A 16,075-nucleotide genomic window follows, 5' to 3' on the forward strand; every position below is an offset into this window, starting at 1 on the left:
CGCATTTTTGCCCACACGACGCTTAGGTTGGTGCACCGTAGTCAAGGGCGGCGAAAAATATTCGGCCAGTTCAATATTGTCGTAGCCGATCACGGAAACATCTTCTGGAATGCGCAGGCCTTTTTGTTGCAGGCGGCTCATTAACCCAAGCGCCATGGTGTCGTTAAAACAGAAAATTGCGGTTGGGCGTTTATCCATCGCGACAATTTTGTCCGCTGCCAGTACTGCCGTGTCACACTCAAAGTTGCCTTCCAGTATCCAGTCTTCGTTAACGGGCAGATCCGCTTCTGCCATCGCGCGTTTGAAACCTCGAATCCGCTCCTGACAGGCCGCTTTTTCAAAATGACCGCTTAAACAAGCGATATCCTTGTGGCCTTTATCGATCAGGAACTTAGTTGCCAGATAGCCACCTTCTTCCGAGTTATCAATAATTTTATCCGCTTGCGAACTTTCCGGGCCCCAGTCCATGATCACCTTAGGAATGTCAGCATGGCGATCCAGCATCTCGCTCAGCTCTTCCGTCAGGTCTGAGCACATAACTAAAATGCCGTCGACACGCTTTTCCGCCAACATACGAATATAGTCGCGCTGCTTCTCATAGATGCCACCGGTATTACACAGGATCAATGTATAACCCTGGCGATAACAGTAGCTTTCCACACCATCGATCACTTCGGAGAAGAACAGGTTGGTCGATTGGGTGACCAACATGCCGATGGTACGAGTGGTGTTGCATTTTAAACTACGGGCGACCGCACTCGGTGCATAATTAAGTTCTTTTACTGCTTCCATCACTTTTTCTTGTGTGGCTTCAGCAACAAAGCGGGTTTTATTTATAACGTGGGATACCGTCGTTGTTGAAACGCCTGCCAGGCGAGCAACGTCTTTGATGGTGGCCATAATTATCGTCCTGTCAAAAATCTACCTGGTCTCGAAATATCAAGCTTGTATTAAGTCTGGTAGTAACTGGCAAAAAAACAAAAAACCGCCGTCGAGCAGCGGTTTATCTTAGAGTAATAGTTTTAACGGAATGATTTTAGACCGCAACCGCTTGCGGTGCAACGGATATTGATAAAACCAACACCCGTCTGAGTCACAAATTACCTAATCCGCGGTGCGATCTTGCAGATATTCGCAGTCAAGTCGCAAGAAATCATTCAAAAGCGCGGAAGCGGCGGCATAAAACCCGTGAGGATCACCCCGCTGGCAACGCAGGGCAAATTCAGGGGTCCAGTTGAGTAAATAGTCGCCAATGAACAGTTGCTGTTGACCAAAAGCATCCTGCATATGTTTAAACTGCTCCAGTTCGTTGGACCGGATGACCATCTGGCCGAGAAAATCCAGCAGTACCGATACGTGATCGGCTGAGTCATTTAAACCATGATAAATGTCTATTCCATGCGCAGACATGATGGCTTCAATTTTATCAACCACAATTTCACGCTCGTAGCGGCGCTGATAGTCCACGGCGTAAGGTGAGGCCAGGGGAGGTACTTTGCCGGCAAACAGCACGGTATAATCAGACGCCAGGATATCGGCTTTATCTGGATAGCGTTGCAACTGCTCAAGCGCCAGGACCAACTGCTTAACCGCTGGCGTTAGCGTTTTATTCGCGGCTAATCCGGCCAAAAAATTCTGCACATCGGCGGTATAGTACTGGGTCAGTTCGGCTTGGGATAGCGCACGCGAAAACAGACCGGACAGCCACCAGTAAATTTCGGCACGTGTCTCATTGAAGGCTTTAATGTCCTGCATTTTGGTCAGCTCCCAATTCGTATTACATTCAGTTTACTCAATAATTTCGATTTCGGCGAAATCACAGGGTAAATATTGCCCAATTTGTCCTCTGTATTGGCGTGATATGGAGAGCGGGGGATAATGCCAAAACAAAAACGCCGGCACGGGGCCGGCGTTATGCGAAGTGGACGTTACTCAGAGCTTACTTTGACCGCTTTCAAGCGCATTTTGCTCGTAATTGGTCGCCCAGTCACGTAACAGCTGCCAGATACGGCCTAAGGTTTCATGCCAGTAACGCTCAGTCTGTTCCAGGTATTTACCACGAGGCGTGTATTTTTCCCACGCCTGGTCCACGTTAACCTGGGCTAGATAGTTGGTCGGTGCGGGGTACGGTTTCAGCCCGGCAGAGTGAAACTCGCTTAAGGCCCGGTACATGTGGCTGGCCGAGGTGACCACCACCAGTCGGCGCTGCTGGACGAACGCGGCGGCCTGACGGGCCTCTTCCCAGGTATCTCGCGCCGTTTCCAGCAATATGATATCGGACTTCGACACTCCCAGTGCTAGGGCCACTTTGGCCATCATTCGGGCATTACTTACTTCTGATCCCGCCGCGTAACCGGACAAAATCAGTTTTGCTCCCGGATACATACGCAGAATGCGAATACCTTCGGTCAGACGCATCAATCCGGCCCGACTCAGCTCAGACGTGGGTGGGATCTCATCATCTACCACGTGTCCGCTGCCGAGTACCATCACATAGTCAATCGATTCGTCCACAGGGAAAAAGGCAGTGTATTGGCGCTCCAGTGGCATTAACAGGCGGGAAGAGACAGGTTGGAAGGCGATGAGGAAAATACCGATAAAAGAGAATAATACAACAAAACACCCGGTCTTCTGTTTGCGGGTAAACATAATCAGCATCAGGCCCAGAAAGCCGACGATTAACAAGGCAGGCAAGGGCATCAGCAGAGATGAAACCACTTTTTTCAGCTCAAACATACTTAAATAGTCCGAAAAAACATCACTTAACGATAAAAAGCGCTAAAGGCTCTTTATTCCTACCATTCCTGTGACAGAATAGCAGCACGATTGGATATCATAACTCAACCATTGTGACTAAAGACCGCAATTTCGACGATATTGCCCACAAATTTGCAAAAAACATTTACGGCTCGGACAAAGGCGAGATTCGCCAAGTTATTGTTTGGGAAGACCTTCAGCAAATTTTGGCGACTTTTTCAGCATCCCATACGCCGCTTCATATCCTCGATGCGGGAGGCGGGTTGGCACAGATGTCGCAGAAGATGGCCGGTTTCGGTCACCGGGTCACCTTGTGTGATCTCTCTTCTGAAATGTTGCAACTGGCCAGGCAGGATATTGCAAACAATGGCTTGCTTGAGCAGTATCAGTTGATTCATTCACCGGTGCAATCAATTGGCCAGCATCTGGACAGCAGCGTTGATATTGTGTTGTTTCACGCGGTCATGGAATGGCTGGCAGAGCCGAAAATCGCGCTGAAAAAAGTGCTGGAGCAGGTCAGGCCGGGGGGGATCGCCTCTGTGATGTTCTATAACCATCATGGTCTGGTATACAAGAACGTGGTTTGCGGCAACATTCCGCACGTACTGGACGGTATGCCGCATCGTAAGCGATTTAAGCTGCAACCGCAAAAAGGGCTGATTCCTGAGCAGGTCTATCAGTGGATTAGCGAGGAAGGATTTGAGATTTGCGGTAAATCAGGAATTCGCTGCTTCAGCGACTATATTGGCAATCGTCAGAATATGGGCGATTACCAGTATCAGGATGTACTGGCGCTTGAACAACAGTTGTGCCGCCAGGAGCCCTATATATCGATGGGCCGATATATTCACGTATGGGCAAAAAAGATTCAATAAGCAGGAACAACCATGAGTGAAATGAAGCTCGATGCTGCCCAACAACCGATAGATGAACTGGTTGGCTGGGTAAAGCAGCACGATTTTTCATTAAACCTGACTACAGAACGGCTGGCGTATCTGATCGCCATCGCGGTACTGAGTAACGACAGGTTTGATGACGAGTTAGGCGAAGGTGAACTGCACGACGCGTTTGCCATCGTCACTCGCATGTTCGAAGAGACCGGTGAGGCTTCCGCCTTCCGGGCCAATAACGCCATCAATGAACTGGTTCAGCAACGGTTGTTAAGTCGCTTTACCAGCGAATTAACCGAAGGGGCCAGTATCTATCGGCTCTCTCCGTTGGCCATCGGCATTACCGATTACTATGTCCGCCACCGGGAATTTTCCAAACTTAAGCTGTCGATCCAACTGTCGCTGGCCGCCGATGAAATGGTCAAAGCCGCGGATGCCGCCGCCAAAGGGGGCAGCATTGAACACTGGAAGAAAAATGTTTATGGCATCTTGAAGTATTCCGTCGGTGAGATTTTCGACCAGATCGATCTCAACCAGCGGGTAATGGATGAAGAGCAGCAATCGGTTAAGCAACAGATTGCCGAGCTGCTCAATAAAGACTGGCGGGAAGCGATTAACAACTGTGAAACCTTACTGTCAGCAACCTCTGCGACACTGAAAGAGTTGCAGGATACCCTGCAGGCAGCAGGTGACGAGTTACAGACCCAGATCCTTGACATTCAGGAGACGGTTTACCACGACAGCGAGCTGGAGTTTATTGAAGAGCTGTTGTTCCGGTTACAAACCAAACTGGATCGCATCATCAGCTGGGGCCAGCAGGCAATAGATTTATGGATAGGCTATGACCGCCACGTACATAAGTTTATTCGTACTGCCATCGATATGGACAAAAACCGCGCCTTCAGCAGCCGGTTACGCCAGTCCATGAAAGACTATTTCGATGCACCGTGGCTGTTAACTTACGCCGATGCGGATCGCCTGACCGATCTGCGTGACGAGGCCCTGGTATTAAGGGACGATGAAGTCACCGGCCAGGTGCCGCTCGAAGTGGAATATGAAGAGTTTCAACAAGTCAATGATGAGTTGTCAGAACGGATCGGCAGCTTGCTACAAGCGCACAAGCAGCAAGGCCGACCCATCGATCTGGGCGTGGTCCTGCGCGACTATCTCGCCAGCCACCCACAGACTCATCATTTTGATTTAGCGCGAATCATCGTCGACCAGGCGGTCCGGCTCGGTTACTCCGAATCGGATTACCAGGCTATCCAGCCAGACTGGCAGGCGATTAACGATTTTGGCGCAAAGGTACAAGCAAATGTCATCAACCGATATTAAAGATTATATGCCGGAGAATCTGGCAAAGGCGATCGCCAACCCGCTGTTTCCGGCTCTAGACAGCCAACTGAGAGCAGGGCGCCACATCAGCAGTGAGGACATGGACAACCATGCGCTGCTGTGTGATTACGAAACCGAACTGGCGCTGTTTTACCAGCGTTATAATACCGAGTTGGTCAAAGCGCCAGAGGGCTTTTTCTACCTCAGGCCCCGTTCAACCACTCTGATTAGCCGCAGCGTATTGTCAGAACTGGATATGCTGGTGGGCAAAGTACTCTGTTTCCTCTACCTCAGCCCGGAACGGCTGGCCCACGAAGGCATTTTTACCAAGCAGGATATGTTTGAAGAGCTGATGTCGCTGTCGGATGAGAAAAAACTGATGAAGCTGGTTACTCACCGCGCCAACGGCTCGGATTTGGACCGGGAGAAGCTGTTTGACAAGGTGCGTGCGTCACTACGCAGGCTGCGCCGTCTCGGTATGATCATTCCGGTCGGAGACAGCAATAAGTTTCGGATCAGTGAAGCGGTGTTCCGCTTTGGTGCCGATGTCAGATTGGGCGATGACATGCGCGAGGCGCAATTGCGTCTGATCCGCGACGGTGAAGCGGTCGTCCATCAGGAACAACCGAGCCAGGGCAGCTTACTGGTGAATGAACAGAATCAGGACCAACAACCAGCGGAACACCCGCAAGACGACGCAGAAGGTGAAGCATGATCGCACGGGGAAAATATCAATCGCTGACTATGGTCAACTGGAACGGCTTTTTTGCCCGTACCTTTGATATTGATGGCCTGGTCACGACGCTTTCAGGTGGTAATGGTGCCGGTAAATCCACCACTATGGCGGCGTTTATCACCGCATTAATTCCGGATCAGAGCCTGCTGCATTTCCGCAACACCACGGAAGCCGGCAGCTCTCAGGCGTCTCGTGACAAAGGCTTGTTTGGTAAACTGCAGCCCGGCGCCTGTTATGCGGCACTGGATGTGGTCAACTCCCGTCAACAACGCTTGCTGTTTGGGGTTAAATTGCAGCAGGTGGCCGGCCGGGACAAGAAAGTCGATATCAAGCCATTTGTGATTCAGGGTTTGCCAAGCCACGTCAAGCCGACTGAAATCCTGATTGAATCCGTTTCGGATACCCAGGCTCGAGTATGTCAGCTCAACGAAGTAAAACAGCGGGTGGCAGAATACGAGAGTGCGCATTTCAAGGCGTTCAACTCCATTGTTGATTATCACGCCCAGATGTTCGAATTTGGTGTCATTCCCAAGAAACTGCGTAATGGTGGTGACCGATCCAAGTTTTACCGACTGATTGAAGCTTCCCTGTACGGTGGGATTTCCAGTGCCATCACCCGCTCGCTGCGCGATTACCTGTTGCCGCAAAATGGCGGCGTTAAGAAAGCATTCCAGGACATGGAATCGGCGCTACGCGAAAACCGTATCACCCTGGAAGCGATCAAAACTACCCAGTCCGACCGTGACCTGTTCAAGCACCTGATCACTGAAGCCACCAATTACGTTGCAGCCGACTATATGCGCCACGCCAATGACCGCAGTGGCAAGCTGGACCAGGCGCTAAAACTGCGCGGTGAACTGCTCGGCTCTCGTCAGACGCTGATCGCGCAAAACGAATTGCTGCAGCAGGTCCAGCAGCAGCTGGAGATGTTGGTAGAGCAGGAGTCTGGCCTGGAGCAGGACTATCAGGGGGCATCCGATCACCTGCAGTTAGTCCAGAATGCCCTGCGTCAGCAGGAAAAAATTGCCCGCTACCAGGATGATTTGGACGAGCTGAACGAACGGCTTGAAGAACAGCTGATGGTGGTGGAAGAAGCTCAGGAACGGGTGTTTGCTGCCGAGCAGGATAGCAGCCGCAGTGAAGAAGAGGTGGACAGCCTTAAATCTCAGCTGGCTGACTACCAACAGGCGCTGGATATCCAGCAGACACGGGCGCTGCAATATCAACAGGCCGTTCAGGCACTGGAAAAAGCCCGGACATTGCTGGCCCTGCCTGAGTTAAGCGTGGCGCAGATTCAGGCTCAGCTCAATGAACTGAATCTGCAGGAACAGCAGGTAACCCGCCAGGTACTGCAGCTGAAGCATAAACTGGATATTTCCTCTGCCGCGAGCGAGCAATTCGAGCAGGCGCTGACTCTGGTCCAGCGCATTGCACCGGAGACTGAGCGTACTGTAGCAGCAGAGCAGGCCAGACAATTGATTGCCAAAGGCAAAGCGGCGCAGCAGAAACTGGACAACCAGGACCAGTGGCAGGCTCAGCACCGTGATCTGACCCGTTCGCTGCAGCAGCAGCGTCAGGCGGCTGAGTTGGCGCAAAGCTATCAACAGCAGCACAACGCAGTGCTGGCTGACGCTGACAGCATGGAGATCGAGCGTGAGCGGCAGGTTCAACAGCTTGAAGCGCTGGAGCTGCAGCAGGAAGAAAATCGTGAGCAACTGAGTCAGCTGCGCCGTCAGGAGCAGGACTATCAGGCCGAGATCAGCCAACTGGAGCAGCAGGCTCCGGCCTGGATCGCCGCCAGTGAGCAACTGGAAAAACTGCGCGAGCAGAGCGGTGCTGAGCTAGCAAACAGCCAGTCTGTGATGAGCGAGATGCAGCAGTTGCTGCAGCAGGAAAAACAGCAGGCGTTGGCCAAAGACAAACTGGCCGAACAGCGCAGCCAACTGGAGCAAGAGATCGAACGGCTGGCATCACCGGGCGGCTCGAATGACCCGCGTCTGAAAGGCTTGGCCGATACCCTGGGTGGGGTGTTGCTGTCAGAAATCTATGACGATATTACCCTGGAAGATGCACCGTATTTCAGTGCCATGTATGGTCCGGCGCGTCACGCTATCGTGGTCTCGGATCTGACGGATATTCAGCAAAAACTGGTTGAACTGGACGACTGCCCGGAAGATTTGTACATCATCGAAGGGGATATCGACGCGTTCGACGACAGCAGTATCAACGCTGAAGAGCTGCAAGGGGCGGTGTGTGTACAACTGAACCAGCGTCAGATGCGTTACTCCCGCTTTCCGGAAATCCCACTATTTGGCCGCGCTGCCCGCGAGCAACGGCTGGAAAAGCTGCGTGAGCAACGGGATGAAGTGGTAGAGCTGCATGCGAAAGCGGCGTTTGACTCGCAAAAACTGCAGCGCCTGTATCAGGCGTTTAACCAGTTTGTGGCTGAACATATCCAGGTGGCATTCGCCCCGGATCCCGAAGCGGCGCTGGCATCTGTCAAAGAGAAGCGTAATCAGCTGTCTACTCAGCTGGCCCTGGCTGAGGAGAAGCTGCAGCAGCATCGTAGCCAATCCAGTCACGCTAAGCAGGCACTGGCGCTGCTGGACAAAATCGCTCCGCACATTAACCTGCTGGAAGATGAAACACTGCAGGCACGCTTTGAACAGGCCGAGCAGCAGATTGAGCTGTTGTCACAAGAGCGCCGGTGGCTGACGCAACATCAGAAATCGCTGGCACAGCTTGAGCCTATGGTGGGGTCACTGGATGTCGATCCAGAGCAGTTCGAGCAACTTGAATCGGATTACCAGACGGCGGACAGCCAGTTGCAAACGCTGAAAAGCCACATCTTTGCCTTGGCTGATGTGCAGGAGCGTCGCCACTATTTTGCCTACTCGGATTCTGTCGACCTGCTCAATCAGAGCAGCGAACTCAGTGAGCAGCTGAAAGCGAAACTGGTGGACGCGGAACAGTCGCGCAGCCGGGCGCGGGAAGGCCTGAAACAGGCCCAGAATCAGCTCAGTCAGTACAATCAGGTATTGGTGTCACTGAAGAGTTCTTATCAGGCCAAGCGTGAAACGGTGGATGAATTCCAGGCTGAACTGCAGGAATATGGCGTTAGCGCTGATCAGGGCGGATTAGAACGGGCGCAGGCTCGCCGGGATGAGCTGCAGATGCAGTTGCAAACCTCCCGTGACCGCAAGCTTGAATATCAGCGCACCATCACTTCCACTGAACTGGAAATGAAGACCTTGGCCAAGCAGGTCAAAAAACTGCAGAAGGAATACGGTGAACTACGCGCTCTGGTGGTGGCCGCCAAAGCAGGCTGGTGCAACGTGTTACGGCTGGCCAGAGAGAATGATGTGGAACGTCGTCTGCATAAGCGTGAGTTAGCTTACCTCTCTTCCGGTGAACTGCGCTCGATGTCGGACAAATCGCTCGGCGCATTGCGTCTGGCTGTGGCGGACAACGAAGAGTTACGTGATGCTCTGCGCCAGTCGGAAGACAACGCACGGCCAGAGCGTAAGGTCATGTTCTATATCGCGGTGTACCAACATCTGCGGGAACGGATCCGCCAGGACATCATCCATACTGACGATCCGGTTGAAGCCATCGAAGAGATGGAAGTGGAACTGGCCCGTTTAACCGAAGAGCTCACCATGCGCGAACAGCGGTTGGCGATCAGCTCGGAGTCGGTTGCCAGCATTATTACCAAGACTATCCAGCGGGAGCAGAACCGAATTCGTATGCTTAACCAGGGGCTGTCGAATATTGCCTTTGGTCAGGTAAAAGGGGTGCGGTTGAATGTCAAGATACGCGAGAGTCACCAGATACTGCTGGCCGGATTAGCCGAGCAGCAGGCGCAGCACAAAGATCTGTTTGAGTCGGCCCGTTACACCTTCTCGGAAGCCATGGCCAAGCTGTTCCAGCGCGTTAATCCGCATATTGATATGGGCCAGCGCTCACCACAGGTATTGGGTGAAGAGCTGCTTGATTACCGTAACTACCTTGAGCTGAGTATTGAGGTTAACAGTGGCACCGATGGCTGGCTGCAGGCCGAGTCAGGAGCGCTGTCGACCGGTGAGGCGATTGGTACCGGCCAGGCTATTCTGCTGATGGTGGTGCAAAGCTGGGAAGAGGAGTCACGTCGTCTGCGCAGTAAAGATATCGTTCCTTGCCGGTTGCTGTTCCTGGATGAGGCCGCTCGTCTGGATGCTAAGTCCATCTCGACCCTGTTTGAGTTGTGTGACCGCTTGGATATGCAGTTATTGATTGCCGCACCGGAAAACATCAGTCCGGAAAAAGGCACTACCTATAAGCTAGTCCGGAAAGTGTTTAAAGACCATGAACATGTTCATGTGGTCGGTTTGCGTGGCTTTGGTCAGCAGCGCGAGAAAACTGTTGCTGAGCAGTTGGTGGAAGAGATTTAGGCGAGTGACTGCCGCCTGGTGAGCGAAAACCAGGCGGCAGTCGGGATGCTCCGGGCGACCTAGTGCGCGACCGCCAGTCTATTGCTGTACCAAGTGCCCGAGAATAAAAAAGCTGCCAACTGGCAGCTTTTTTATTCGCTTGGTGATAATCAGGAAAAATCGGCCTTAGCGCCAAATTGTTTCATGGCGTAGGCAACCCGCTCGGCCGGCTTTGGATAGTCCGCCGGCATACCCATGGCTTCAATATGGTGCAGACGCGGCAGCAAACCGGCACCGTTTGCAATCTGAATCGCCAGGCCTGGACGGGCATTAAGTTCCAGCACCATCGGGCCTTCCTCTTTATCCAGTACCATATCAGTACCGACATAACCCAGACCGGTCATCTCCCAAGCACTGGAGGCTAGGGTCAGCAGTTTTTCCCAGTGCGGCACCTGCAAAGTCGATAGCTGCTTTTCGGTATCCGGGTGGTGGGTGACTGGCTGGTCAAACTGCACCGCCCGTACCGCTCTGCCACTGGCAATGTCGATACCAACGCCTACCGCACCCTGGTGCAAGTTGGCTTTGCCATCTGAGGCTGCGGTTGAGCAGCGCATCATTGCCATGACCGGGTAGCCTTTGAAGACAATGATCCGTACATCCGGCACCCCTTCAAAACTGAAGCCATCAAAGCAATCATCAAATTTGATCAGGTTTTCTACCACCGCCACATCGTTTTTTCCGCCCAGGGAAAATAACCCTGCCAGGGCATTGCTGATGTGGCGTTCGATATCCTGTTTATCGATCACGGAACCAGAAGGCTTGGTATATGTGCCATCACCGTGCGAGGTGATCACCAGGATTCCTTTACCGCCACTGCCTTGGGCGGGTTTAATCACAAAACCCGGCCAGTCTTTGACCATTTCGTGAATGTTCTTCACTTCAAACTGGTGGCTGATGACGCCAATCAGTTTTGGTACAGTACAGCCCGCATGCTCAGCGATGATTTTGGTTTTGAGTTTGTCATCAACCAGCGGATATTTGGAACGGTCATTATAGCGGCCAATGTAACTGTGGTTACGTTGGTTCATGCCCATAATCCCTTTATGGCGCAGCCGCGAGGGGGTGGTAAAACGTGACAGCATCACTTAGTCCTCCGCCAACGGTTTAAACCGGCGCAATTCGGTGAGACGGTAACCAGTGTAGGTACCCAGCAACAGAATTCCCGCCAGTACGATCAGCTGCAGGCCGATAAAGTTAAATGTCAGGTGCTGGACGTAGCCATTGGTCATCGCCAGGTAAACCAGTACCGCAGTCAGCAGTGAGCCACCGCCTTGCAGAACCACTTCTTTGGCACCTTCCTCTTCCCACAGGATGGACATACGCTCGATGGTCCACGACAGAATGATCATCGGGAAGAAGGTAATCGACAGGCCTTCAGTCAGGCCGATTTTGAACGCGACCACGGTAAAGATGGAAATGATCATAATAACGGTGATGATCACCGCGGATATTCGCGCCACCAGCAACAGATTAAGCCTGGACAGATAGCTGCGAATAATCAGGCCGGTGCCAACAATCAGCAGGAAGCCGATAATTCCGGTCAGCAGTTGCGTCTGTACAAAGGCGACCGCAATCAGCACCGGCATGAAGGTACCGGATGTTTTCAGGCCGATGATAACGCGCAAAAATACCACGATCAGCGCACCGATTGGGATCAGCATGATGGTTTTAAACATCGCTTGCTCTTCGAGAGGCAAACTGTGGATCGACAAGTTGAGCAGGCCATCCGCGCCAATTTTTGCGTTGGTCGCTTGCTTGGCTGACACGTCCTGAACAATCATCGAAAAATGCACCTGGCTGTTCTGTCCGCCGACAATGTCGAGCAAAGAGACGTTAGATTCATCCCAGATCAGGATGTTAGGACGGATCTCCTGATTGATGTTGTTGGGGTTAAACAGTACCCAGTTTTCGCCGTCCCACACTTGGTTCATCGACTGAATGGTCTGACGACGACGGCCGTCTTCCAGTTCGATCACGCCGACGACTTTGCTGTAAATCTGACTGAAGGCTAACAGCTGGTCCAGCGCCTGAACTTTGGTCATGCTATTTAAAATCAGCGATGCATTCTGGTTGTCGCCATCGTTGAGGGTTTTAACCAGTTCGCGGGCAAAAGTTATATCATCGGCCGAGCGTTGCTTGGCCCGTTCGATCAGAGCAACGGCAGCGGCTTCAACCGGGCCAGAGAAAGATGGAGTGTAAATTTCGCCAGAAGGGGCAATCGGTTTGACTTTGGCCTGAGAGTCGACCAGGAATTGAACTTTGTAGTAGATGGTCTGTGGACCGTTGGCACTGCGTACCGACCACTCAGCGCGTCGACCAGCCTCACTGGTTACATAAGAAACACCGTAACCGGGAGAGGAGGAAGACTCTTCAATTAGTGTATAGCCGTCTTGAGTGTGAGGTACGGCCAGCGAAGCTTTGACCGCATCGTTCTGAGCATTAAACTCCACTCGGGCTTCAATGTCCCAGATCTGGCGGGTTTCACCCGGCGTCCACGGAACTCCGTAATTTTGGTGACGGAACAGGCTCAAGGCGATACCCGCAGCGATCAGTAACAGAACAGACAGGTAAAAGGGCACTTTAGAGGTCATAGACTACCTATATTATTTTTTGTTCTTTTCAGTGATGATATATTTACGGCTCACATCCACCAACGCGATATCGCGAATGAATTCACGTCCCAGTAACACCGGATGTGTCATCAAAGAACGGTCTGCGAGAGTAAACTGTGCTTTTTCGTGAATTTTTCCTACTTTAACCCACAATTCGACCACCGCACGTCGTTCAACGTTTTCACTGGTCGATTGACGAATCTTAACAAAACGTACTACTGGTGCTTCTATCCAGTTTTTATCTGTCTTTTCGTTGGTTGGATCGGCCAAATGAAAGCGAACCCAGTTTTTGCCGTTACGCTCAAACAGCTCGATGTCCACGGCATTTAGCGATGAGGTCACGGCTCCGGTATCTACTCGGGCGTCGAAAGTTCGATTGATGGAATCTATCGTTACCCGTTCCACTGCGCCCAGCACCACTTCGCTGGCCAATTTGGATTGAATGACGACAGGTACCGGTTTCGCTTCCTCTTCAGCCTCTTCCGTTTGGTGCAAATCTACTGCAGAGACTTTGAAATTGTTCAGTTCTTCTGTCAGCGATACAACTCTTTCTTCTAACAGATCAATGTAGTCGGTTTGATTACTGACGGCGAGTTCCAGGTTAGAGATTTTTTGCGACAGGTTGGTTTCAGACTGCTGTATCGCCGCGAGAGTCTCGCTGTGGTATTGCTCACCTTTGGTTAGCGTGCAACCTGCCAGAAGAGAAACGGCAAGAACCGGGAACAACTTAGTAACCATCGAAAACCTTAAATTGTAAATAGTTATACAAACAAGAGTGTAGCTTAAGTGCAATTAATGTCACAAGCAGAATGGGTGCTACGAGCTCTACTATTGGGCATAATTATGCAAGATACAAAGAGAGGATGCCAATAGCATCCTCTCTTCAACAACACAGCTTACTCTTGTTTAACCTTACTAGCGTTAGGTTATTGTCAATTATGGCTTTTTCGCTACCAAAATTGCTCGTCGAGGAGCCGGGTATCCCTCGACGGTCTTATTCGGGTCGGCGGGGTCTAAGTAATCGGGTAGTGAGTTGTGTGTCATCCAGCTCGTAGTGCGTTGTTCACCGGTAGTGGTTGTGTTTTCATCGACAATGCGGACGTCGACAAAACCGGTCTGCTCCAGCCAGACTTTCAGTGCCCTGGCCGACGGGAAGAAAAACACGTTGCGCATCTGGGCGTACCGGTCGGTGGGTACCAGCACTGCGGTTTCATCACCTTCAATGACCAGAGTCTCCAGTACCAGCTCGCCACCAGAGACCAACTGGTCACGCAGTTGCAATAGATGATCGAGTGGTGAACGACGGTGATACAACACGCCCATGCTGAACACGGTATCGAACGCTTCCAGTTTTGGCATCTGTTCAATACCGAGCGGCAGCAACTGGGCACGTTGGTCGTCGCCCATCAATTTGCGCACCGCTTCAAACTGAACCAGGAACAAATGTGACGGGTCGATGCCGATACAGAGCCGTGCACCTTCTCCCAGCATGCGCCACATGTGGTACCCGTTGCCACAACCCACATCCAGTACGGTCCGGTTTTTCAGTGGCGAAATGTGCGGCAGCAGACGATCCCATTTCCAGTCACTGCGCCATTCAGTGTCGATATGAATACCATGCAGTGTGAACGGGCCTTTGCGCCACGGATGAAACGTACGCAGCAGGTTTTCCAGTTTTTTACGTTCACCGTCAGCCAGTGGTTGCTGATTGGCGACGGCCACACACTCTTTGAGTTCAACGTGATCCGGAGTGCCCTGAGGAATCTTTTTCAGTGCCCGCAACCAGCGTTCAAAGTCACCGTGCTGGGCATTTTGCCAGTCCGTCAGTTGCTGCGGCAGGCTGGTTAGCCAAGCCTGAAGACGCGGTTCCTGTGCGATCAGCTGATAGAAATTACCAAAGTTGAACATCAAATCTTTCCTAACATATCTTTCTAAAATAATAATGCGGTACAGCGTTACTTAATGGCAAACCGTTACTTAATAGCAAACATAGAGCCGAAGTTAAAACACTGGAACCAGACTTCGAAACTGGAGAAACCGATCGCCGCAAATCGTTCTCTGTGGGTATCAATGGAATCTGGGCGCATCACATTTTCAATTGCGCTGCGTTTCTGGCTGATCTCCAGCTCGCTGTAACCGTTGGCACGCTTGAAATCGTGGTGCAGGTCGATCAGCAGCTGATTCGCGCTCTGGTCGGCAAATACGTATTTTTCCGACAAAATCAGAATGCCTCCCGGGCGCAGCCCCTGGTAGATTTTTTCCAGCAGTGCGATACGGTCAGCAGGCGACAGAAACTGCAGTGTGAAGTTAAGTACCACTACCGAAGCGTCACTGATTTCAATATCGCGAATGTCCGCTTCAATCACTTCTACCGGGGTATCGGAGCGATAGGCATTAACGTGCAGTTTACAGCGCTCAACCATCGCCGGTGAGTTATCGACCGCGACAATCCGGCAGCCTTCCTGGTCGATATGGCGACGCATCGACAAGGTGGCGGCACCCAAGGAACAGCCGAGGTCGTACACAGTGGAATGCGGTTTGGCAAATCGCTCGGCCAGCATGCCGATCGCAGAAATAATGTTGCTGTACCCAGGCACAGAGCGCTGAATCATATCCGGGAACACTTCGGCTACCCGCTCGTCAAAGGTGAAGTCACCAATTTTATTGATGGGAGCGGAAAAGATGGTGTCTTTATTGCTCTTTGGACTCATAGCTATATCTCTGTGCTAACGTTCATTCCACCCAGGGCAGATTGAAACTAGATTACATCGCAAAATGGGCGCATATTTTACGGGATATTACGGCCAGTGTCATTAGCTGAAAGCGGCCTGAGTTCTGAGCAATGAAAGAGAGGGTAAAAAACTCAGAACATGTTCAGTTGCGGTTGGTCGCGATCGGCCGGGAACTCAGCCAGGTCGGTCAGGGCAACGGACTGCTGCAGTTGTTGATAGATCGCTGAGCCAGTTGGGGCGCTTGCACGTTATCCGGGGTATGGATCATCAGGTAAGGGTGTTTGCCCTCGGCGATCCATCTGGGCAGTTTAGCCAGCCAGGGCTGGAAAAACGCGTCGTTGTCGGTCAGAACCGGGTGGCCAATAAAGCGAATCATGGGATGGTTGGCAGTTGCAATTGCATGAACCGGTACTTTCGGCTTGTTCTGCTGCGCTTCAATCACCGCAGGTGACTCTGGCCGGGCGGCATACACAGGGCGACTGTCCATGATTATCCGGTCGATAGCGTTTTCGACTAACCACTGATTCAGGCGCCGTTCAGCATC

12 protein-coding genes and 1 pseudogene are annotated in these 16,075 nt (G+C 51.9%); 4 read left to right on the forward strand and 9 right to left on the reverse strand.

Features of this window, described 5'->3' with window-relative positions:
* From purR to elyC, 3 genes are all read right to left on the reverse strand, one after another.
* A partial coding sequence (purR, locus tag ACQY6F_RS15395; protein WP_428775633.1) for an HTH-type transcriptional repressor PurR occupies positions 1-900 on the reverse strand: 900 nt, incomplete at its 3' end.
* 204 nt (positions 901-1,104) lie between these two features.
* On the reverse strand, positions 1,105-1,755 hold the full coding sequence (gene torD, locus ACQY6F_RS15400; RefSeq protein ID WP_428775634.1) for a molecular chaperone TorD: 651 nt from the start codon (positions 1,753-1,755) through the stop codon (positions 1,105-1,107).
* A gap of 177 nt (positions 1,756-1,932) precedes the next feature.
* On the reverse strand, positions 1,933-2,736 hold the full coding sequence (gene elyC, locus ACQY6F_RS15405) for an envelope biogenesis factor ElyC (protein ID WP_428775636.1): 804 nt from the start codon (positions 2,734-2,736) through the stop codon (positions 1,933-1,935).
* Positions 2,737-2,849: 113 nt separating this feature from the next.
* Between elyC and cmoM the strand changes: the two genes are divergently transcribed.
* Genes cmoM through mukB form a run of 4 tightly spaced genes read left to right on the forward strand, consistent with a single transcriptional unit; the run spans position 2,850 to position 10,148 of the window.
* Positions 2,850-3,632 (forward strand): tRNA uridine 5-oxyacetic acid(34) methyltransferase CmoM, encoded by a 783-nt coding sequence (cmoM, locus tag ACQY6F_RS15410; protein WP_428775638.1) that lies wholly within the window; start codon positions 2,850-2,852, stop codon positions 3,630-3,632.
* A 12-nt stretch (positions 3,633-3,644) separates the two neighbouring features.
* A complete protein-coding gene (gene mukF, locus ACQY6F_RS15415; RefSeq protein ID WP_428775640.1) occupies positions 3,645-4,982 on the forward strand; it encodes a chromosome partition protein MukF in 1,338 nt (445 codons plus the stop codon).
* Positions 4,963-5,697, forward strand: a complete 735-nt coding sequence (gene mukE, locus ACQY6F_RS15420) for a chromosome partition protein MukE (protein ID WP_428775642.1) — start codon at positions 4,963-4,965, stop codon at positions 5,695-5,697. Before mukF ends, mukE begins: the two co-directional genes overlap by 20 nt.
* Positions 5,694-10,148: a chromosome partition protein MukB gene (mukB, locus tag ACQY6F_RS15425; RefSeq protein ID WP_428775643.1), complete on the forward strand. Its 4,455-nt coding sequence runs from the start codon at positions 5,694-5,696 to the stop codon at positions 10,146-10,148. Before mukE ends, mukB begins: the two co-directional genes overlap by 4 nt.
* Before the next feature lie 149 nt (positions 10,149-10,297).
* Here the strand turns inward: mukB and ACQY6F_RS15430 are convergent, their stop codons facing one another.
* The 6 genes and pseudogenes from ACQY6F_RS15430 to ACQY6F_RS15455 form a co-directional block, all read right to left on the reverse strand.
* Positions 10,298-11,269 (reverse strand): alpha-L-glutamate ligase-like protein, encoded by a 972-nt coding sequence (locus ACQY6F_RS15430; protein WP_428775644.1) that lies wholly within the window; start codon positions 11,267-11,269, stop codon positions 10,298-10,300.
* A 3-nt stretch (positions 11,270-11,272) separates the two neighbouring features.
* Positions 11,273-12,778: an inactive transglutaminase family protein gene (locus ACQY6F_RS15435; RefSeq protein WP_428775645.1), complete on the reverse strand. Its 1,506-nt coding sequence runs from the start codon at positions 12,776-12,778 to the stop codon at positions 11,273-11,275.
* A 12-nt stretch (positions 12,779-12,790) separates the two neighbouring features.
* Positions 12,791-13,537: an ATP-dependent zinc protease family protein gene (locus ACQY6F_RS15440; protein WP_428775646.1), complete on the reverse strand. Its 747-nt coding sequence runs from the start codon at positions 13,535-13,537 to the stop codon at positions 12,791-12,793.
* Positions 13,538-13,735: 198 nt separating this feature from the next.
* On the reverse strand, positions 13,736-14,707 hold the full coding sequence (gene cmoB / locus ACQY6F_RS15445; RefSeq protein WP_428775647.1) for a tRNA 5-methoxyuridine(34)/uridine 5-oxyacetic acid(34) synthase CmoB: 972 nt from the start codon (positions 14,705-14,707) through the stop codon (positions 13,736-13,738).
* Between the two features lie 65 nt (positions 14,708-14,772).
* The gene (gene cmoA / locus ACQY6F_RS15450; protein WP_428775649.1) at positions 14,773-15,510 is read right to left on the reverse strand and encodes a carboxy-S-adenosyl-L-methionine synthase CmoA; all 738 of its coding nucleotides are present in this window, start codon (positions 15,508-15,510) and stop codon (positions 14,773-14,775) included.
* Between the two features lie 152 nt (positions 15,511-15,662).
* Positions 15,663-16,075, reverse strand: a pseudogene (locus ACQY6F_RS15455) (DUF72 domain-containing protein); the annotation flags it as partial.

The sequence above is a fragment of the Vibrio sp. genome (assembly GCF_050299255.1).
Lineage (GTDB): Bacteria > Pseudomonadota > Gammaproteobacteria > Enterobacterales > Vibrionaceae > Vibrio.